This is a genomic window from Kitasatospora sp. NPDC001603 (assembly GCF_040298365.1).
Classification (GTDB): Bacteria; Actinomycetota; Actinomycetes; order Streptomycetales; family Streptomycetaceae; genus Kitasatospora.
Genome location: NZ_JBEPAA010000018.1, coordinates 1 through 19,080 on the forward strand (window position 1 = coordinate 1; position 19,080 = coordinate 19,080).

Here is a 19,080-nt window from a genome sequence, read left to right on the forward strand (position 1 = left end):
CAACAAGGCCGCCGCTGGCCAGTCGCTCGCGCTCAGCGCCGCGGCAACCGCCTCGACCTCCGTGCTCCGCGGGCCCTGCCGGGCCCACGGGGGAGGTCAGCGTTCCTCGCGGAAGTCGACGTGCCGGCGCGCGACCGGGTCGTACTTGCGCAGCACCAGCCGGTCGGCGTCGGTGCGGCGGTTCTTGCGGGTCACATAGGTGAAGCCGGTCTCGGCCGTGGACCTGAGCTTGACGACGGGGCGCAGTTCGCTGCGGGCCATGGTTCTCCTCCTCCGAGGGGTGGGCGGTCGGGAAACGGCTTCCGCCGAAATGGAAGTCGTTTTCACGGGGTTCAACACGGCCTCCGCCCCGCCCATTCCCCGGCGGCGGCGGGCGGTGGCGGCGCTGGTCGGCCGCGCGACCGCGTACGCGCCGGGGCTCGTCGGGCGGCGCGCGCTCCCGCCGGCGGCTCCGGTCGTCCGGTCCGCCGCCCGCACCGTCCGTCCGGGTGTCCGACCAGGGCCGTCCTGGTCCGGTCGGATCCGCTCGGCGGGCGGATCGGGGTGGGGCTCCGTAGGCTCGACGCATGTCTGATGCGTACGCGGTCCGGCGGGAGCGTCTGAGGGAGCACGGCAGTGCGGCCGGGGCCGATGCGGCGCTGATCACCCGGGCGGCGAACGTGCGGTACCTGACCGGTTGCCCGCCGTGCGGCGCGACGCTGCTGCTCACCCGGGAGCGGGCGCTGCTGGCGCTGCCGGACGACCTGCCGCCGGACGACACCGGTGAGCACCTGATCGTCGAGGACGTCACCCGGGTGCCGGTGGCGGCGGGCGCCGACACCGCGCTGGCGGCCGCCGCGGCCGCGGCCCGGCTGGGGGTGGCCGACCTGGCGGTGGAGGAGCACGACCTGACCGTCGCCCGGCACCGCGCCGTGGCTGGTCTGGCGGAGGGCGTCCGGCTGGCCGACCTCGGCCGGGCGGTCGAACAGCTGCGGGTGATCAAGGACGAGCACGAGATCGCGGACCTGCGGATCGCCGCCGAGATCGCCGACCAGGCGCTCGGCGAACTGCTGGAGTCGATCCTGGTCGGCCGGACCGAGCGGCACCTGGCGATGGAGCTGGAACGCCGGATGATCGACCACGGTGCGGACCGGGCGGCCTTCCCGGTCTCGGTCGGCACCGGCAGCCACTCCGGCCAGCAGTCCCACCAGCCCACCGACCGGCGGGTGGAGGAGGGTGACTTCCTCACCGTCGTCCTGGGTGCCCAGTACCGCGGGTACGGCGTCTCGACCGCCCGGACCTTCGTGATCGGCGCCGCCCCGGCGCCCTGGCAGGTCGAACTGCACCGCCTGGTGTTCCGGGCCCAGCGGGCCGGGCGGGAGGCGCTCGGTCCGGGCGTCGAACAGTACGTGCCCGACCAGGCCGCCCGGGAGATCCTCCACGCGGCCGGGCACACCGAGAGCTCGCCGCACCCCGTCGGTCACGGCATCGGGCTGGAGATCCGGGAGGCCCCGCGCCTCGGGCCGTCGGACATGGGTAAACTGGACAGCCGCGTGCCGGTCACCGTCGGTCCAGGGGTTCACCTCCCGGGCCGGGGCGGTGTCCGGATCGAGGACACGCTCGTGGTGCGCCCCCTCGAAGAGGGCGGGCCCGAGCTGCTCACCATCACCACCAAGGAGCTCCTCGCCCTGTGACCCGCGACCGCCCGAGGCGGCCGGGGGCGGCAGGACGCACCCCTTGGTTCCTTGACAGCTATATCCAGGAGTAAGTGCGCCCGTGGCTTCCACGAACGATCTCAAGAACGGCATGGTTCTCAAGCTGGAGGGCGGCAAGCTCTGGTCCGTCGTCGAGTTCCAGCACGTCAAGCCCGGTAAGGGCCCGGCCTTCGTGCGCACCAAGCTCAAGGAGGTCCTGACGGGCAAGGTCGTCGACAAGACCTTCAACGCCGGCACCAAGGTCGAGACCGCCAACGTCGACAAGCGTGGCATGCAGTTCTCGTACAAGGACGGCGAGAACTTCGTGTTCATGGACACGGACACCTACGACCAGACCACGATCGAGCCCGCCGTCGTCGGCGACGCCGCGAAGTACCTGCTGGAGGGCTTCGAGGCCCTGGTCGCCATGTACGAGGGTGCTCCCCTGTACATCGAGCTCCCGGCCTCGGTCGAGCTGACCATCTCCCACACCGAGCCGGGCGTCCAGGGCGACCGCTCCACCGGTGGCTCCAAGCCGGCCACCCTGGAGACCGGCGCCGAGATCGCCGTGCCGCTGTTCATCGTCACCGGTGAGAAGATCAAGGTCGACACCCGCGACGGCAGCTACCTCGGCCGGGTGAAGTAAGTCCGTGTCGGCCGCACGCAGCAAGGCCCGTACGCGAGCCTTCCAGATCCTCTTCGAGGCCGACCACCGCGGGGTCGACCCGCAGCGGGTCCTCGCCGACTGGGTGGCCCGTGCCCGGGAGCCCAAGCCGGACGAGGGCACCCCGCAGGTCGGTGAGTACACCATGGAGCTGATCGAGGGGTACGTCCAGCACGCCCGCCGGATCGACGACCTCATCTCCGAGTACGCGGTGGGCTGGACGCTCGACCGGATGCCGATCGTGGACCGCAACGTCCTGCGGCTCGGTGCGTACGAGCTGATCTGGGAGGACGGCGTCCCGGACGCGGTCGTCCTGGACGAGGCCGTCGAGATCGCCAAGGAGTTCTCCACGGACGACTCCCCGGCCTTCGTCAACGGCCTGCTCGCCCGCTTCCTGGAGCTCAAGCCGAGCATCCGCCGGTAGGCGGCACTCCGACGCACGGCCGCCGGACCCGACAGGGTCCGGCGGCCGTCGTGCGTTCGGGCCGGGTGGCGTATGTTGGGACCCTACTCGCCAGTAACCTGGTGCTCCGGTGACCCACGCGCACCGGTGACCCCGCAGCGAAGGGCAGGCCACCCCCCATGACCACGGCGATCCGCAGCGAGTTCGACCAGGGCATCGCCCTCACCAGGCACCCGGCCGAGCCGGGCCGCTACGACGGCGAACTGGGCGCCGGCTGGCAGATCGGCGGCGGCGTCAACGGCGGGCTGCTGCTCGCGATGGCGGGCCACGCCCTCTCGCTGGAGCACGGCGACCACGCCGACCCGGTCTCGATCAGCGGTTACTACCTCTCCGCCTCCCACCCCGGCCCGGCCACCGTCCGTACCGAGGTGCTCCGCACCGGCCGCTCGCTCTCCACCGGCACCGCCTCGCTCAGCCAGGACGGCGTGGAGCGGCTGCGCGTGGTGGCCACCCACGGCGACCTCGCCGACGCCGGCGGCGACGTGCGGACCACCGCCCAGCCGCCGCAGCTGCCGCCGCCGGACCAGTGCGTCGGCGTGGAGCACGCCCCCAAGCAGCTGATCGAGCAGGCCGCCCTCCTGGAGCGGTTCGACCTGCGGCTCGACCCGGCGACCATCGGCTGGGCGCTCGGGCAGCCCTCCGGCAACGGCCGGATCCAGGGCTGGTTCCGGCTCGCCGACGGCCGGGAGCCCGACCCGCTGCTGCTCCTGCTGGTCGCGGACGCGCTGCCGCCGGTCACCTTCGACCTCGGGATGCCCGGCTGGGCCCCCACCATCGAGCTGACCGTCCACCTGCGGGCGAAGCCGGTGCCCGGCTGGCTGCGCGTCACCCATGCCACCCGCAACGTGGCCGGCGGCTACTTCGAGGAGGACGCCGAGGTCTGGGACGAGTCCGGCCGGCTGGTCGCCCAGTCGCGTCAGCTCGCCCGGGTGCCGCGGCAGGCCTGACCGCCGCCGTCCCGCTGCCCGCCGCGCCCGGCTGCCCGCCGGGTGCGGCGCGGTCCTGCGGGTTGCGCCGACCGGGTGACGTGCCTCGTCTCACGGTCGGTTACATTCCTGTGACACGCCGTACGTGTGCGACACCCGGGGCTGGGGAGGACAACGGTCGGCGGCACCCCTGCCGCCGCCGACCGCCACCGCCCCAGGAGCCTCCGATGAGCCGCAACGGCCGCGCCCGCCGCACCCCCGACTGCTCCGCCGCCGGCCCCCGCCCCCGCGCGCGGCTGCGGCACGAGCGGCGCCGGGCGGACGGCGCGGGGCAGGCCTTCGTCATCGGGGTGCTGACCAGTGCCGCCGACTTCGAGCGCGCCGCCGCCTGGCGCCTCTGCGACGCCCCGGACTACGAGACCTACCTGCGGGACACCGCCGACCTGCTCGCCGAGGCCCGGCGCGGCTTCGACACCGTCCGGGCCCGGATGTTCCACCCGCAGGACTTCGAGGAGTTCTGCCTCCTGCACGGCCTCGACCCGGCCGAGCCGGGCGCCCGCGACCGCTACCTGGTCAATCCGCCGCTGCAGACCCAGCTCCTCGCCTACCAGGGCGAGGACCTCGCCGGGGACTTCCTGCCCCGTCTGGTCCGGGCCCGCGAGAACGGGCTGACGCTGCGCCACGCGGACCTGCTGCTGGACGGCGGGCTCTACGAGGAGCACGGCCGGGCCGTCCGGGAGGCCTACCAGCGCGGCGCCGAGGTGTTCCGGCGGATGCTGGTCGGCGCGGGCAGCGGGGTCTACGAGCTGCGCCTCGCCGTGGACGCCCCCGGTGGCCGGCTGACGGCCGCGGCCCGGGTGCTCCAGTGGGAGGACGGCGTGGTGCGGATCAACGACGAGGACCTGGAGCTGGTCTGCGCGGTGCTCTGCGCGGGGCTGGCCCGGGAGCTGCCGGGGCTGGCGGTGCTGCACGGCACGCAGGGCTCGGCGGCGGCCTGCGGAGCCGGTGACGGGGCTGCCGGCCCCACCGGTGACGGAACCGCCGACCGGGCCTTCCGCGGGGCGGCCTGGGCCTGGGCCAGCTCCGGGCAGGGCTGGGCGCCGACGGCGGCCGCGGTGCGGCTGGAGGGCGTGGCGGCCGAGCCCGGCTACAGCCTGGGCACGGTCCGCTGAGGCCGCCGGAGCGCCCCGGGCCGGCTTCGGTCCGGGGCCGGACGCGCGACGGCGCGGCCCCCGTTCCGGGGCACCGCGCCGTGACGTTTCTGCTTGGCCCTGCCCGTTCCTGCTGGTGGGAGCTGGTGGGAGCTGGTGGGAGCCGGTGGGGGCGAGCCTCAGCTCGCCTCCTCCTCGCGCACCGCACGGCGCGCGTCGGGGTTCAGCACGCCCCAGGAGATCAGCTGCTCGGTCAGGATCGACGGCGACTGGTCGTAGATCACGGCCAGCGTGCGCAGGTCGTCCTGGCGGATCGAGAGCACCTTGCCGTTGTAGTCACCGCGCTGGCTCTGGATGGTCGCCGCGTAGCGCTGCAGCGGACCGGCCTTCTCGGACGGGACCTGGGTCAGTCTCTCCAGGTCCAGCACGAGGCGCGGCGGCGGCTCGGCCGCACCACCGGGCGTACCGCCGGGCAGCAGCTCCTGGACCGGAACGCCGTAGAACTCCGCCAGCTCGGCCAGCCGCTGCACGGTGACCGCACGGTCACCGCGCTCGTACGAGCCGACGACGACTGCCTTCCAGCGCCCCTGGGACTTCTCCTCGACACCGTGCAGGGAGAGCCCCTGCTGAGTGCGGATCGCTCGGAGTTTTCCTCCGAGTTGCTTCGCGTAGTCGCTGGACATTGATCTCCCCGGACGAGATTGCTTCGCGTTCAGTGGTGGGTCACGGGCGATTGTCGACGTCGTTACCGGTGGGTTCGACGCCAGTCTCGTAACTCACTGTGAGGTTACGTAGAGTGAGGTAGCTGCGTCAAGCCGAATGGGGCAGTCGTGCGAATGGCCCGCGTCCGCGGTGCGTCGCGGACGTTAACCCGGTGAAGCGGAATGATGGACGCCGGTTTGCCGCCGGGCGCGCTGGTACGATGGCGGGAGCCCGCGCCGCGTCGGCGGGGGCGTTCCAGACATCCTTTAAGGCCCGTCCAGTGAGGCGGGGAAGGAGGTCCGCTTCGGCATGACCACACATCACGAACCGACGCCGCGCCCGCCGCACCAGGTGCTGGACGGCACGGACATCGCCCGGGTGATCACCCGGATAGCGCACGAGATCGTCGAGCGCGCCAAGGGCGCGGAGGACGTCGTGCTGCTCGGCATCCACACCAGGGGCGTGCACCTCGCCCGCCGGCTGCGCGACCGGCTGACCCAGATCACCGGCCGGGAGATCCCGTTCGGGACGCTGGACATCACCATGTACCGGGACGACCTGCGGCTGAAGCCCGCCCGGGCCCTGGAGCACACCGAGATCCCGGCCGGCGGCATCGACGGCAGGCTCGTCGTCCTGGTCGACGACGTGCTCTTCTCGGGCCGCACCATCCGCGCCGCGCTCGACGCGCTCAGCGACATCGGCCGCCCGCGCGCCGTCCAGCTCGCCGTCCTGGTCGACCGCGGCCACCGCGAGCTGCCGATCCGCGCCGACTACGTGGGCAAGAACCTCCCCACCTCGCTGCGCGAGGCCGTGCAGGTCCGCCTCGCGGACAGCGACGGCGTGGACGCCGTGCTGGTCGGCGACCGCGACCACGCGGACGCGTCGCGCCCCCCGCGCAGTGAGCGCAGCTCGCAGGCCCTGGCCGCCCGGCCGTCCGAACCGCACCTCCCGGAGTACCCCGCGTGAAGCGCCACCTCGTCTCCGCCGCCGACCTCACCCGCGACGACGCGCTGCTGATCCTGGACACCGCCGAGGAGCTGGCCCAGCTCTCCGGACGGGCCGTCAAGAAGCTGCCTACGCTCCGTGGTCGAACGGTCGTCAACCTCTTCTTCGAAGACTCCACCCGCACCAAGACCTCCTTCGAGGTCGCCGAGAAGCGGCTCTCCGCCGACGTCATCAACTTCTCCGCCAAGGGCTCCTCGGTCTCCAAGGGCGAGAGCCTCAAGGACACCGCGCTGACCCTCCAGGCGATGGGCGCCGACGCGGTCGTCATCCGGCACCACGCCTCCGGCGCGCCGGCCCGGCTGGCCCAGTCCGACTGGCTGCACGGCAGCGTCATCAACGCCGGCGACGGCACCCACGAGCACCCCACCCAGGCGCTGCTCGACGCCTTCACCATGCGCCGCCACCTGAACGCCGGCCTCGGCCGCGACCTCGCCGGCCGGCGGGTGACCATCGTCGGCGACATCCTGCACAGCCGGGTGGCCCGCTCCAACGTCCACCTGCTCACCACCCTCGGCGCCCAGGTCACCTTCGTGGCCCCGCCGACGCTGCTGCCGATCGGCATCGAGAACTGGCCCTGCGAGGTCAGCTACGACCTGGAGAGCGTGCTCCCCAAGACGGACGCGCTGATGATGCTCCGGGTGCAGCGCGAGCGGATGAACGCCGCCTTCTTCCCGACCGAGCGCGAGTACAGCCGCCGCTACGGCCTGGACGGCAGCCGGATGGCGCAGCTGCCCGAGCACGCCATCGTGATGCACCCCGGCCCGATGGTCCGCGGCATGGAGATCACCGCCGAGGTCGCCGACTCGCCGCGCTGCACCGTGGTCGAGCAGGTCGCCAACGGCGTCTCCGTCCGGATGGCCGTCCTGTACCTGCTGCTCGGCGGCGCCACGCTCGCCGACGCCGCCCCCCGCACCGACTCCGTGGAGACCGCTCAGTGACCACCTACCTGATCCGCAACGCCCAGATCCTCGGCGGCGCCCCGCAGGACCTCCACCTCGCCGACGGCGTGGTCAAGGAGATCGGCACCGGCCTGGCGGTCGAGGCGGACATCGAGATCGACGCCTCCGGCCTGATCGTCCTGCCGGGCCTGGTCGACCTGCACACCCACCTGCGCGAGCCCGGCCGCGAGGACGCCGAGACGGTGCTCACCGGCACCCGGGCCGCCGCGATGGGCGGCTTCACCGCCGTGCACGCGATGGCCAACACCTTCCCGGTGGCCGACACCGCCGGCGTGGTCGAGCAGGTCTGGCGGCTCGGCCAGGAGTCCGGCTTCTGCGACGTGCGCCCGGTCGGCGCCGTCACCGTCGGCCTGGAGGGCAAGAAGCTCGCCGAGCTGGGCGCGATGCACGACTCGGCCGCCGAGGTGCGGGTCTTCTCCGACGACGGCAAGTGCGTCGACGACGCGGTGATCATGCGGCGGGCGCTGGAGTACGTGAAGGCCTTCGACGGGGTCGTCGCCCAGCACGCCCAGGAGCCCCGGCTCACCGAGGGCGCCCAGATGAACGAGGGCCAGGTCTCCGGCGAGCTCGGGCTGGGCGGCTGGCCGGCCGTCGCCGAGGAGGCGATCATCGCCCGCGACGTGCTGCTCGCCGCGCACGTCGGCTCGCGCCTGCACGTCTGCCACGTCTCGACGGCCGGCTCGGTGGAGATCATCCGCTGGGCCAAGGCCAAGGGCTGGAACGTCACCGCCGAGGTCACCCCGCACCACCTGCTGCTCACCGACGAGCTGGTCCGCTCCTACGACCCGGTGTACAAGGTGAACCCGCCGCTGCGCACCGCGGCCGACGTCCAGGCGCTGCGCAAGGCGCTCGCGGACGGCACCATCGACGCCGTCGCGACGGACCACGCGCCGCACCCGTCCGAGGACAAGGACTGCGAGTGGGCCGTGGCCGCGATGGGCATGGTCGGCCTGGAGACGGCGCTCTCGGTGGTGCAGCAGACCATGGTCGACACGGGCCTGCTGAACTGGGAGGGCGTCGCGGACCGGATGTCGCACCGACCGGCCCGGATCGGTCGCCTCACCGGCCACGGACGACCCGTCTCGGTCGGTGAGCCCGCCAACCTGGTGCTGTTCGATCCCGCGTACCGTGGTGCCGTGAACCCCGACAGCTTCGCCACCCGCAGTCGCAACACCCCCTACCGTGGCCTCGACCTGCCCGGCCGGGTGCACGCCACCTTCCTGCGCGGCACCGCCACGGTGCTCGCCGGCGAGCTGGTCGAGCAGGGCGGGCTCGCGTGAGCGCCTTCACCGGGCTCGCCCAGGAGCAGGCCAGGGTCACCGACTGGCCCGGGTACATCGGCTGGGCCATCGGCCTGCTGCTGGTGATCGGGCTGGTCTACTGGCTGATGCGCCAGGGCTGGAACTGGCGGCGCACCCTGCAGTCCGGCATCCCGCCGCTGCCCGCCGTGCCGGCCCGGGCCGGCCGGACCATCCTGGAGACCAGCGGCCGGTACCACGGCACCACCACCGCCGGGAACTGGCTGGACCGGGTCGTCGCGCACGGCCTGGGCACCCGCAGCCGGGCCGACCTGACCCTCGGCGCGGACGGCCTGCTGGTGCAGCGCCCCGGCGACGTCGACTTCTGGATCCCGGCCGAGCAGCTGACCGGGGCCCGGACGGACTCCGGGATCGCCGGCAAGGTCGTGCCGTCCGGACTGCTCGTCGTCACCTGGACGCACGAGGGCACCGCGCTGGACTCCGGGTTCCGGGCCGACCACCCCGGCGAGCACGCCGCCTGGGTCGAGGCGATCGCCCACCTCGCAACACGTACGCAGACGAAGACGGAAGAGGCCGCTCAATGACCGCACCTGCCCCCACCACGCAGCGCCAACGGCGGGACCGCGTCCCCGCCGTGCTCGTCCTGGAGGACGGCCGGATCTTCCGTGGCCAGGCCTACGGCGCGATCGGCGAGACCTTCGGCGAGGCCGTCTTCAACACCGGCATGTCCGGCTACCAGGAGACCCTGACCGACCCGTCGTACCACCGCCAGGTGGTCGCGATGACCGCCCCGCAGATCGGCAACACCGGCTGGAACGACGAGGACGACGAGTCCCGCCGGATCTGGGTCGCCGGCTACATCGTGCGCGACCCCGCCCGGGTGACGTCCAACTGGCGCTCGCGCCGCCCGCTCGACGAGGAGCTCGTCAACCAGGGCGTCGTCGGCATCAGCGGCATCGACACCCGCGCCCTCACCCGCCACCTGCGCGAGCGCGGCGCGATGCGCTGCGGCATCTTCTCCGGCCCGGCGCTGGCGGACGACGCCGCGCTGCTGGCCCGGGTGCAGCAGTCGCCCGAGATGAAGGGCGCCGACCTCTGCCCCGAGGTCGCCACCACCGAGCCGTACGTGGTGCCCGCCGTCGGCGAGAAGAAGTTCACCGTCGCCGCGCTGGACCTCGGCATCAAGGCGATGACCCCGCAGCGGATGGCCGAGCGCGGCATCGAGGTGCACGTGCTGCCGGCGAACTCCACGCTGGAGGACATCTACGCCGTCGACCCGGACGGCGTCTTCTTCTCCAACGGCCCGGGCGACCCGGCCACCGCCGACCACCAGGTCGCCGTGGCGCAGGGCGTGCTGGAGCGCCGGACCCCGTTCTTCGGGATCTGCTTCGGCAACCAGATCCTCGGCCGGGCGCTGGGCTTCGGCACCTACAAGCTCAAGTACGGCCACCGCGGCATCAACCAGCCGGTGCAGGACCGCACCACCGGCAAGGTCGAGGTGACCGCGCACAACCACGGCTTCGCCGTGAACGCGCCGCTGGACAAGGTGAGCGACACGCCGTTCGGCCGGGTCGAGGTCTCCCACGTCTGCCTCAACGACGATGTGGTCGAGGGCCTCCAGGCACTGGACGTGCCCGCCTTCAGCGTGCAGTACCACCCGGAGGCGGCGGCCGGCCCGCACGACGCGGCGTACCTCTTCGACCGGTTCGTCGAGCTCATGCGAGGCGACGACAACGACAGTGTTGAGCTCATGGAGGGCCAGCGTGCCTAAGCGCACCGACATCAAGTCCGTCCTGGTCATCGGCTCCGGCCCGATCGTCATCGGCCAGGCCGCGGAGTTCGACTACTCGGGCACGCAGGCCTGCCGGGTGCTCAAGGCCGAGGGCCTGCGGGTCATCCTGGTCAACTCCAACCCGGCCACGATCATGACCGACCCGGAGATCGCCGACGCCACCTACGTCGAGCCGATCACCCCGGAGTTCGTCGAGAAGATCATCGCCAAGGAGCGCCCGGACGCCCTGCTGCCGACCCTGGGCGGGCAGACCGCGCTCAACACGGCGATCGCGCTGGACGCCAACGGCGTGCTGGCCAAGTACAACGTGGAGCTGATCGGCGCCAAGGTCGACTCGATCCACAAGGGCGAGGACCGCGAGCTCTTCAAGGGCGTCGTCGAGGCCGTCAACGCCAAGATCGGCCACGGCGAGTCCGCCCGCTCGGTGATCTGCCACACCATGGACGACGTGCTGGCCGGCGTCGACACGCTCGGCGGCTACCCGGTCGTGGTCCGCCCCTCCTTCACCATGGGCGGCGCCGGCTCGGGCTTCGCGCACAACGAGGAGGACCTGCGCCGCATCGCCGGCCAGGGCCTGACCCTCTCGCCGACCACCGAGGTGCTCCTGGAGGAGTCCATCCTCGGCTGGAAGGAGTACGAGCTGGAGCTGATGCGCGACAAGAACGACAACGTCGTGGTCGTCTGCTCGATCGAGAACTTCGACCCGATGGGCGTGCACACCGGTGACTCGATCACCGTCGCCCCGGCGATGACGCTGACCGACCGCGAGTACCAGATCCTGCGCGACATCGGCATCGCGGTCATCCGCGAGGTCGGCGTGGACACCGGCGGCTGCAACATCCAGTTCGCGGTCGACCCCGCGGACGGCCGGGTCATCGTCATCGAGATGAACCCGCGCGTCTCGCGCTCCTCGGCGCTGGCCTCGAAGGCGACCGGCTTCCCGATCGCCAAGATCGCGGCGAAGCTCGCCGTCGGCTACACCCTGGACGAGATCCCCAACGACATCACCGAGCAGACGCCGGCGTCGTTCGAGCCGACCCTCGACTACGTCGTGGTGAAGGTCCCGCGGTTCGCGTTCGAGAAGTTCCCGAGCGCCGACGCCACGCTGACCACCACCATGAAGTCGGTCGGCGAGGCCATGGCCATGGGCCGCAACTTCCCCGAGGCGCTCAACAAGGCGCTCCGCTCGCTGGAGAAGAAGGGCTCCCAGTTCACCTGGGCCGGCCCGGTCGGCGACAAGACCGCGCTGCTGGAGAAGGCCGTGGTCCCCACCGACGGCCGGATCAACACCGTCATGGAGGCCATCCGGGCCGGCGCCACCGCGGAGGAGGTGTTCGAGTACACCAAGATCGACCCGTGGTTCGTCGACCAGCTCTTCCTGCTGGACGAGATCGCCGACGAGCTGGCCGAGGCCGCCGAGCTCACCCCCGAGCTGCTGCGCCACGCCAAGCGGCACGGCTTCTCCGACCTGCAGATCGGTGAGATCCGCGGCCTGCGGACCGACGTGGTCCGCGAGGTCCGGCACGCGCTCGGCATCCGCCCGGTGTTCAAGACCGTCGACACCTGCGCCGCCGAGTTCGCCGCCAAGACCCCGTACTTCTACTCGTCCTACGACGAGGAGAACGAGGTCGCCCCGCGCACCAAGCCCGCGGTGATCATCCTCGGCTCGGGCCCGAACCGCATCGGCCAGGGCATCGAGTTCGACTACTCGTGCGTCCACGCCTCCTTCGCGCTGGCCGACGCCGGGTACGAGACCGTGATGGTCAACTGCAACCCGGAGACCGTCTCCACCGACTACGACACCTCCGACCGGCTCTACTTCGAGCCGCTCACCCTGGAGGACGTGCTGGAGATCGTCCACGCCGAGCAGCAGGCCGGACCGCTCGCGGGCGTGATCGTCCAGCTCGGCGGCCAGACCCCGCTCGGCCTGGCCCAGGCGCTCAAGGACAACGGCGTGCCGATCGTCGGCACCCAGCCCGAGGCGATCGACCTCGCCGAGGAGCGCGGCGCCTTCGGCCGCGTGCTGCGCGACGCCGGCCTGCCCGCCCCCAAGCACGGCACCGCCTTCTCCTTCGAGGAGGCCAAGGCGATCGCCGACGAGATCGGCTACCCCGTGCTGGCCCGCCCGTCCTACGTGCTCGGCGGCCGCGGCATGGAGATCGTCTACGACGAGGCCTCGCTCGCCTCCTACCTGGAGCGGCACGCCGGTCTGATCTCCGAGCACCCGGTGCTGATCGACCGCTTCCTCGACGACGCGGTGGAGATCGACGTCGACGCGCTCTACGACGGCACCGAGCTCTACCTCGGCGGCGTCATGGAGCACATCGAGGAGGCCGGCATCCACTCCGGCGACTCCGCCTGCGCGCTGCCCCCGATCACCCTCGGCGGCTACGACATCAAGCGGCTGCGCACCTCCACCGAGGCGATCGCCCGCGGCGTCGGCGTCCGCGGCCTGATCAACATCCAGTTCGCCCTCTCCGGCGACATCCTGTACGTGCTGGAGGCCAACCCCCGCGCCTCCCGCACCGTGCCGTTCACCTCCAAGGCCACGGCGGTGCCGCTGGCCAAGGCCGCCGCCCGGATCTCGCTCGGCGCCACCGTCGCCGAGCTGCGCGCCGAGGGCCTGCTCCCGGCCGAGGGCGACGGCGGCACCCTGCCCGCCGACTGCCCGATCTCCGTCAAGGAGGCCGTGATGCCGTGGAGCCGCTTCCGCGACATCTACGGCCGCGGCGTGGACACCGTGCTCGGCCCGGAGATGCGCTCCACCGGCGAGGTCATGGGCATCGACAAGGTCTTCGGCACGGCGTACGCCAAGTCGCAGGCCGGTGCCTACGGCGCGCTGCCGACCAAGGGCAAGGTCTTCGTCTCCGTCGCCAACCGGGACAAGCGCAACCTGGTCTTCCCGGCCCGCGCGCTGGTCGGCCTCGGGTTCGAGCTGCTCGCCACCGCTGGCACCGCCGAGGTGCTGCAGCGCGGCGGCATCCCCGCCACCGTGGTGCGCAAGCACAGCGAGGGCGAGGGCCCGAACGGCGAGCGGACCATCGTCCAGCTGATCCACGACGGTGAGGTCGACCTCATCATCAACACGCCGTACGGCACCGGCGGCCGTCTCGACGGCTACGAGATCCGCACCGCCGCCGTCGCCCGTTCGGTGCCCTGCCTGACCACCGTCCAGGCGATGGGCGCCGCCGTCCAGGGCATCGACGCGCTGCTGCGCGACGAGGTCGGGGTGATGTCGCTCCAGGAGCACGCCCAGCTGATCAACGCCGGCCGCGCGAAGTAGCACCACCGCAGTGGGGGGCACCGACCGCCGGGTGCCCCCCACTGCCATGCCCACCCGTCGCCCGCCGCCGGCCCTCGCCCGACGGGCCGCGCCCGATCCTCAGTTGGGACCCGCTGTGTACAAGCTCCTGTTCGACCTCGTCTTCAAGAAGATGGACCCCGAGAAGGCCCACCACCTGGCCTTCTTCTGGGTCCGGCTGGCCTCCTCGGTGCCCGGCCTGCGCACCCTCGTCCGGCTGGTGCTGGCCCCGCGCGACCGGGCGCTGCGCACCACCGCCCTCGGCCTCGACCTGCCCGGCCCGTTCGGCCTGGCGGCCGGCTTCGACAAGAACGGCGTCGGCATCGACGGCCTGTCGATGCTCGGCTTCGACTACGTCGAGATCGGCACCGTCACCGGTGAGCCGCAGCCGGGCAACCCGGCGCCGCGGCTGTTCCGCCTGGTCGAGGACCGCGCGCTGATCAACCGCATGGGCTTCAACAACCAGGGCTCGGCCCGGGTCGCCGCCCGGCTGGCCGCACGCCCGCACACCAGCTCCACACCGGTCGTCGGCGTCAACATCGGCAAGACCAAGGTGGTCGAGGAGGCCGACGCGATCGCCGACTACGTGAAGTCCACCGAGCGGCTCGCCCAGTACGCCGACTATCTGGTGGTCAACGTCAGCTCGCCGAACACCCCGGGCCTGCGCAACCTCCAGGCCGTCTCGCACCTCGGCCCGCTGCTGGCCGCCGTCCGCGAGGCCGCCGACCGCTCCACCGCGCACCACGTGCCGCTGCTGGTCAAGATCGCCCCCGACCTGGCCGACGAGGATGTCGACGCGGTCGCCGACCTCGCCCTGGAGCTGGGCCTGGACGGCATCATCGCCACCAACACCACGATCGGCCGCGAGGGCCTGCGCGCGAGCGCCGCCCGGATCGAGGAGATCGGCATGGGCGGCCTCTCCGGCGCCCCGCTCAAGGCCCGCGCGCTGGAGGTGCTGCAGCGCCTGCGCGCCCGGACCGGGGGCCGGCTGACCCTGGTCTCGGTCGGCGGCATCGAGACCGCCGAGGACGCCTGGCAGCGCATCGTGCACGGCGCCGACCTGGTCCAGGGCTACAGCGCCTTCATCTACCAGGGCCCGTTCTGGTGCCGGCGCATCCACAAGGGCCTCTCCGCCCGCGTCCGGGCCGGCGGCTTCCGCGACCTCGCGGCCGCCGTCGGCAGCGCCAAGGCCTCCTGACCCCCGCCGGACCCCCTCACCCCCGTGCTACGCCCTGGAAGGACGTCATGACCCTCGCCCCCTTCGGTGCCCGCCTGCGGCACGCCCTCGACACCCGCGGCCAGCTCTGCGTGGGCATCGACCCGCACGCCTCCCTGCTCGCCGCCTGGGGGCTGGAGGACACCGTGGCGGGCCTGGAGACCTTCAGCCGCACCGTGGTCGAGGCCCTGGCCGACCGGGTGGCCGTGCTCAAGCCCCAGGCCGCCTTCTTCGAGCGGTTCGGCTCCCGGGGCGTCGCGGTGCTGGAGCGGTCCGTCGAGGAGGCCCGGGCGGCCGGCGCGCTCGTCCTGATGGACGCCAAGCGCGGCGACATCGGCTCCACCATGGCCGCGTACGCGGAGGCCTTCCTGGCGCCCGGCAGCCCGCTCTTCTCGGACGCCGTCACCGTCAGCCCGTACCTGGGCTTCGGCTCGCTGCGGCCGGCGCTCGACCTGGCGGCGGCAGGCGGCACCGGGGTGTTCGCGCTGGCCCTCACCTCCAACCCGGAGGGCGCCGAGGTGCAGCGCGCGACCGGCGCGGACGGCGAGCCGGTGGCGGCCGCGGTGCTGCGGCAGCTGGCCGCCGAGAACGCCGGCGCGGAGCCGCTCGGCTCGTTCGGCGCGGTGGTCGGCGCGACGCTGGCCGACGCGGGCGTCGACCTGGCGATCAACGGCCCGCTGCTGGCCCCGGGGATCGGCGCCCAGGGCGCCACGATGGCGGACCTGCCGCGGGTGTTCGGCGCCTCGGTGCGCAACGTGGTGCCGAGCGTCAGCCGCGACGTCCTGCGGCACGGCCCGTCGCCGGCGGCCCTGCGGGAGGCGGCGGACCGCTTCGTCCAGGAGTACGCGGACGCGGTGAAGTAGCGGGCGCCGCAGCGCTTTCGGGGGCACCCGAAGCGTCGCCGCGGAGGTGGCGTGATGTGCCGCGATGGCGTGACGGGGTGGCGCGGGGTCTCACGACTTGACGTGAGCGCCGTCACATCGGTGGTGCCAAAGGTCCGCAATCGCGGTCATTTTGCCCGGGAAAGTCCTGGTCGGCCTTGGCTGACCAGGACTTTTCGTGTTCTTTTCCTGACGTGGCGCCGCAATCCGGGTAGTGTCCGGCGATAGGTCATCGAAGAGCGGCGATTCCCGTTGCTCTCGCAGGTCAGAGCCGTGAGGTTCCCCTGCGGCCGGTGTCCTGGGAACCAAACCAGTCATAGCTCAATCCCTTCCTTCCACACCCTGAGGTGAACGGCGTGGCTCTTCCGCCCCTTACCCCTGAACAGCGCACCGCCGCGCTCGCCAAGGCCGCCGAGGCTCGCCGGGAGCGCGCCGAGGTCAAGAATCGGCTCAAGCACTCCGGTGCCTCCCTGCACGAGGTGATCAAGGCCGGCAAGGCCGACAACGACGTGATCGGCAAGATGAAGGTCTCCGCGCTCCTGGAGTCCCTCCCCGGTGTGGGCAAGGTCCGCGCCAAGCAGATCATGGAGCGCCTCGGCATCAGCGAGAGCCGTCGTGTCCGTGGCCTCGGCACGAACCAGATCGCCTCCCTGGAGCGGGAGTTCGGCGGCGGTGCCGCCTGACCGTGCCCCCGTGGTCCCGGGAGCGTCCGCGATCCGGGATAATCGGTGCATGAGTGAGCGTCCGCGGCTGACCGTGCTCTCCGGCCCCTCGGGGGTCGGCAAGAGCACGGTCGTCGCTCATATGAGGAAGCAGCACCCCGAAGTCTGGCTCTCGGTGTCGGCGACGACCCGCCACCCGAGGCCCGGCGAGCAGCACGGGGTCCAGTACCACTTCGTCGACAACGACGAGTTCGACAAGCTGATCGCCAACGGTGAGCTGCTGGAGTGGGCCGTGTTCGCGGGCAACCGCTACGGCACCCCGCGCCAGGCCGTACTGGAGAAGCTGGAAGCCGGCGTGCCGGTCCTGCTGGAGATCGACCTGCAGGGCGCCCGTCAGGTGCGCGAGTCGATGCCCGAGGCGCAGCTGGTCTTCCTGGCTCCGCCGAGCTGGGAGGAGCTGGTCCGCCGGCTCACCGGCCGGGGCACCGAGCCGCAGGACGTCATCGAGAAGCGGCTGGAGGCGGCCAAGGTCGAGCTGGCCGCCGAGACGGAGTTCGACACGAGCCTTGTCAACACCTCGGTCGAGCAGGTAGCGGCCGAACTGCTAGCCTTGCTCGGTGTAGTCTGACCTGTCTGTCTTTTCCACCTTTCGGAAGGTTTTCGCGTGTCCTCTTCCATGACCGCGCCCGAGGGCATCATCAACCCGCCGATCGACGAGCTGCTTGAGGCCACCGACTCCAAGTACAGCCTCGTGATCTACGCCGCCAAGCGCGCGCGTCAGATCAACGCGTACTACTCGCAGCTCGGTGAGGGCCTGCTGGAGTACGTCGGCCCGCTGGTGGACACCCACGTGCACGAGAAGCCGCTGTCGATCGCGCTGCGCGAGATCAACGCCGGCATGCTCACCGCCGAGGCGGTCGAGGCGGCCTGAGCCGGTCTCCCTGTCTGTTCTGTCGAAGGGCCCGTCGGATCCGTTCCGGCGGGCCCTTCGGCGTGCCCGGGGGCGGTGCGGGGTGCACCGTGCCGCCGGCCGGCGGGGGGTCGTAGGGTGAGCACGTCCCGAGCGAGGAGAGAGTGGGAAGCATGAGCGCGAGCACGGACCGGTCGGACGCACCGCGCGTCGTCCTCGGCGTCAGCGGCGGCATCGCCGCCTACAAGGCGTGCGAGGTGCTGCGGCGGTTCACCGAATCCGGCCACCAGGTGACCGTGGTGCCCACCGAGGCCGCGCTGCACTTCGTCGGCGAGGCCACCTGGGCCGCGCTCTCCGGCCGTCCCGCCGCCACCGAGACCTGGGAGCGGGTCCACGAGGTGCCGCACGTGCGGATCGGGCAGAGCGCCGACCTCGTCGTGGTCGCCCCCGCGACCGCCGACCTGATGGCCAAGGCGGCCCACGGGCTCGCCGACGACCTGCTCACCAACACCCTGCTGACCGCGCGCTGCCCGGTCGTCCTGGCGCCGGCGATGCACACCGAGATGTGGGAGCACCCGGCGACCCGGGAGAACGTGGCCACGCTGCGCCGCCGGGGCGTCGTGGTGCTGGAGCCCGCCGTCGGGCGGCTGACCGGCAAGGACACCGGCAAGGGGCGGCTGCCCGAGCCGTCCGCGATCTTCGACGCCTGCCGGGCGCTGCTGCGCCGGGGCGCGGCCGCGGCCGACCTGGCCGGCCGGCACGTGGTGGTCTCGGCCGGCGGTACCCGTGAGCCGCTGGACCCGGTGCGCTACCTCGGCAACCGGTCCTCCGGCAAGCAGGGCTACGCGCTGGCCGCGACCGCCGCGGCGCGCGGGGCCCGGGTGACGTTGCTCTCGGCCAACGCGGAGCTGCCCGACCCGGCCGGGGTCGACGTGGTGCACGTCTCGACCGCGCTGGAGCTGCGGGAGGCCGCGACGAAGGCGGCGGCGGACGCCGACGCGGTGGTGATGGCCGCCGCGGTGGCCGACTTCCGCCCGGCCGAGTACGCCAGCGGCAAGATCAAGAAGGTCGAGGGGGTCGAACCGGCCCCGGTCGCGCTGGTCCGCAACCCGGACATCCTGGCCGAGCTCTCCGCCCACCGGCCCCGTTCGGGTCAACTGGTGGTGGGTTTCGCGGCGGAGACCGACGACGTGCTGGCGAACGGGCGCGCGAAGCTCGCCCGCAAGGGCTGCGACCTGCTGGTGGTGAACGAGGTCGGCAACGGCAAGGCGTTCGGCACGGACGTCAACGAGGCCGTGATTCTGGGCTCGGACGGCAGTGAGACGGGGGTGCCGGTGGGGCCGAAGGAGGCGCTCGCCGACGTGGTCTGGGACCTGGTCGCGAAGCGGTGGCAACCGGTCGCCGAGTGATCTCAAGAGGTGAGCAACCGGTCTCCTTTTCCGGAATCGAGTCCCGATAGCCGGTAGCTGACCGTTACACTCCAGGAATCAAGTCTTTCCGGATGTCCCCGGTCCGC

Annotated in this window: 19 protein-coding genes; 17 read left to right on the forward strand and 2 right to left on the reverse strand. The window is 72.3% G+C overall.

Features of this window, described 5'->3' with window-relative positions:
- Positions 1–96: 96 nt before the first annotated feature.
- On the reverse strand, positions 97–261 hold the full coding sequence (rpmG, locus tag ABT263_RS14190) for a 50S ribosomal protein L33 (RefSeq protein ID WP_329486785.1): 165 nt from the start codon (positions 259–261) through the stop codon (positions 97–99).
- Between the two features lie 305 nt (positions 262–566).
- Here rpmG and ABT263_RS14195 point away from each other — a divergent pair, with 305 nt between their 5' ends.
- The 5 genes from ABT263_RS14195 to ABT263_RS14215 all read left to right on the forward strand — a co-directional run bounded on the left by ABT263_RS14195 (position 567) and on the right by ABT263_RS14215 (position 4,898).
- Positions 567–1,673, forward strand: a complete 1,107-nt coding sequence (locus tag ABT263_RS14195) for a M24 family metallopeptidase (protein WP_329486784.1) — start codon at positions 567–569, stop codon at positions 1,671–1,673.
- A gap of 82 nt (positions 1,674–1,755) precedes the next feature.
- Positions 1,756–2,319: an elongation factor P gene (gene efp, locus ABT263_RS14200; RefSeq protein WP_329486783.1), complete on the forward strand. Its 564-nt coding sequence runs from the start codon at positions 1,756–1,758 to the stop codon at positions 2,317–2,319.
- Positions 2,320–2,323: 4 nt separating this feature from the next.
- Positions 2,324–2,761: a transcription antitermination factor NusB gene (gene nusB / locus ABT263_RS14205; RefSeq protein ID WP_329486782.1), complete on the forward strand. Its 438-nt coding sequence runs from the start codon at positions 2,324–2,326 to the stop codon at positions 2,759–2,761.
- 158 nt (positions 2,762–2,919) lie between these two features.
- Positions 2,920–3,747 carry a thioesterase family protein gene (locus ABT263_RS14210; protein WP_352290771.1) on the forward strand — a complete coding sequence of 276 codons (828 nt, stop codon included), beginning with the start codon at positions 2,920–2,922 and terminating at the stop codon, positions 3,745–3,747.
- A 206-nt stretch (positions 3,748–3,953) separates the two neighbouring features.
- Positions 3,954–4,898 (forward strand): DUF8829 domain-containing protein, encoded by a 945-nt coding sequence (locus tag ABT263_RS14215; protein WP_352290772.1) that lies wholly within the window; start codon positions 3,954–3,956, stop codon positions 4,896–4,898.
- A gap of 158 nt (positions 4,899–5,056) precedes the next feature.
- On the opposite strand, the gene bldD is transcribed toward ABT263_RS14215, so the two are convergent.
- On the reverse strand, positions 5,057–5,560 hold the full coding sequence (gene bldD, locus ABT263_RS14220) for a transcriptional regulator BldD (RefSeq protein WP_031072501.1): 504 nt from the start codon (positions 5,558–5,560) through the stop codon (positions 5,057–5,059).
- A 328-nt stretch (positions 5,561–5,888) separates the two neighbouring features.
- Between bldD and pyrR the strand changes: the two genes are divergently transcribed.
- The 12 genes from pyrR (at position 5,889) to coaBC (ending at position 18,973) form a co-directional block, all read left to right on the forward strand.
- Positions 5,889–6,545, forward strand: a complete 657-nt coding sequence (gene pyrR, locus ABT263_RS14225) for a bifunctional pyr operon transcriptional regulator/uracil phosphoribosyltransferase PyrR (protein WP_352290773.1) — start codon at positions 5,889–5,891, stop codon at positions 6,543–6,545.
- The gene (locus ABT263_RS14230) at positions 6,542–7,522 is read left to right on the forward strand and encodes an aspartate carbamoyltransferase catalytic subunit (RefSeq protein ID WP_329486778.1); all 981 of its coding nucleotides are present in this window, start codon (positions 6,542–6,544) and stop codon (positions 7,520–7,522) included. Before pyrR ends, ABT263_RS14230 begins: the two co-directional genes overlap by 4 nt.
- A complete protein-coding gene (locus ABT263_RS14235; RefSeq protein ID WP_329486777.1) occupies positions 7,519–8,823 on the forward strand; it encodes a dihydroorotase in 1,305 nt (434 codons plus the stop codon). Before ABT263_RS14230 ends, ABT263_RS14235 begins: the two co-directional genes overlap by 4 nt.
- Entirely contained in the window at positions 8,820–9,386 is a 567-nt protein-coding gene (locus ABT263_RS14240; RefSeq protein WP_329486776.1) for a PH-like domain-containing protein, read from the forward strand. Before ABT263_RS14235 ends, ABT263_RS14240 begins: the two co-directional genes overlap by 4 nt.
- Complete coding sequence (gene carA / locus ABT263_RS14245) at positions 9,383–10,573, forward strand: glutamine-hydrolyzing carbamoyl-phosphate synthase small subunit (protein ID WP_329486775.1); 1,191 nt, start codon at positions 9,383–9,385, stop codon at positions 10,571–10,573. Before ABT263_RS14240 ends, carA begins: the two co-directional genes overlap by 4 nt.
- Complete coding sequence (gene carB, locus ABT263_RS14250; RefSeq protein ID WP_329486774.1) at positions 10,566–13,877, forward strand: carbamoyl-phosphate synthase large subunit; 3,312 nt, start codon at positions 10,566–10,568, stop codon at positions 13,875–13,877. Before carA ends, carB begins: the two co-directional genes overlap by 8 nt.
- Before the next feature lie 115 nt (positions 13,878–13,992).
- Positions 13,993–15,093, forward strand: coding sequence for a quinone-dependent dihydroorotate dehydrogenase (locus tag ABT263_RS14255; protein ID WP_352290774.1), 1,101 nt, complete (start codon positions 13,993–13,995; stop codon positions 15,091–15,093).
- Between the two features lie 47 nt (positions 15,094–15,140).
- On the forward strand, positions 15,141–15,974 hold the full coding sequence (pyrF, locus tag ABT263_RS14260; RefSeq protein WP_352290775.1) for an orotidine-5'-phosphate decarboxylase: 834 nt from the start codon (positions 15,141–15,143) through the stop codon (positions 15,972–15,974).
- Between the two features lie 374 nt (positions 15,975–16,348).
- Positions 16,349–16,675, forward strand: a complete 327-nt coding sequence (gene mihF, locus ABT263_RS14265; protein WP_030056187.1) for an integration host factor, actinobacterial type — start codon at positions 16,349–16,351, stop codon at positions 16,673–16,675.
- Between the two features lie 49 nt (positions 16,676–16,724).
- Entirely contained in the window at positions 16,725–17,282 is a 558-nt protein-coding gene (gene gmk / locus ABT263_RS14270; protein ID WP_352290776.1) for a guanylate kinase, read from the forward strand.
- A gap of 36 nt (positions 17,283–17,318) precedes the next feature.
- On the forward strand, positions 17,319–17,585 hold the full coding sequence (gene rpoZ, locus ABT263_RS14275) for a DNA-directed RNA polymerase subunit omega (RefSeq protein ID WP_030056185.1): 267 nt from the start codon (positions 17,319–17,321) through the stop codon (positions 17,583–17,585).
- A 152-nt stretch (positions 17,586–17,737) separates the two neighbouring features.
- Complete coding sequence (coaBC, locus tag ABT263_RS14280; protein ID WP_352290777.1) at positions 17,738–18,973, forward strand: bifunctional phosphopantothenoylcysteine decarboxylase/phosphopantothenate--cysteine ligase CoaBC; 1,236 nt, start codon at positions 17,738–17,740, stop codon at positions 18,971–18,973.
- The last annotated feature ends 107 nt before the right edge of the window (positions 18,974–19,080 follow it).